Here is a 402-nt window from a genome sequence, read left to right on the forward strand (position 1 = left end):
CTCGCATCCAGTAGTTGCCATCAATCAGCGTACGCCGCAGCTCCACCACATCGCTTCGCAGCATGGGGGCGTATTGGGTTTTCCATTGATCCAGCCGCACGGTAGCGTCACGTTCACTGCAGCGTTCGCCGGGTTTGATTGCGCAGCTGACGTACAAGAGCATTACCGCCAGCTCCTGGCGATTCAGCCGGCCCAGGGTCAAGCCGTTCTTGTTGCTCAAGCGCGTCAATGTCTCGACGAAGTGCTCAAAGTCTGTTGGAAGTTCCTTGTTCCATGTCTTGCTCCTTTGGATATTCATGGTTCTTGCAGTTTAGCTGTCAACACCGGTTGAAAACTGACCCACCCTACCGAAGTAAAACTGACCCACCCCGGCGGTAGTTAAAGTCTGTTTATAGCTTCGGC

Annotated in this window: 1 protein-coding gene; it reads right to left on the minus strand. The window is 54.0% G+C overall.

What is annotated here, in order from left to right:
* On the minus strand, positions 1-298 hold a 298-nt coding region (locus HU806_RS26275), incomplete at its 3' end, for a DUF2087 domain-containing protein (RefSeq protein ID WP_186615812.1).
* Positions 299-402 lie beyond the last annotated feature (104 nt).

Origin of the sequence: Pseudomonas sp. SWRI154, assembly GCF_014268645.1 — a bacterium.
GTDB lineage: Bacteria > Pseudomonadota > Gammaproteobacteria > Pseudomonadales > Pseudomonadaceae > Aquipseudomonas > Aquipseudomonas marvdashtae.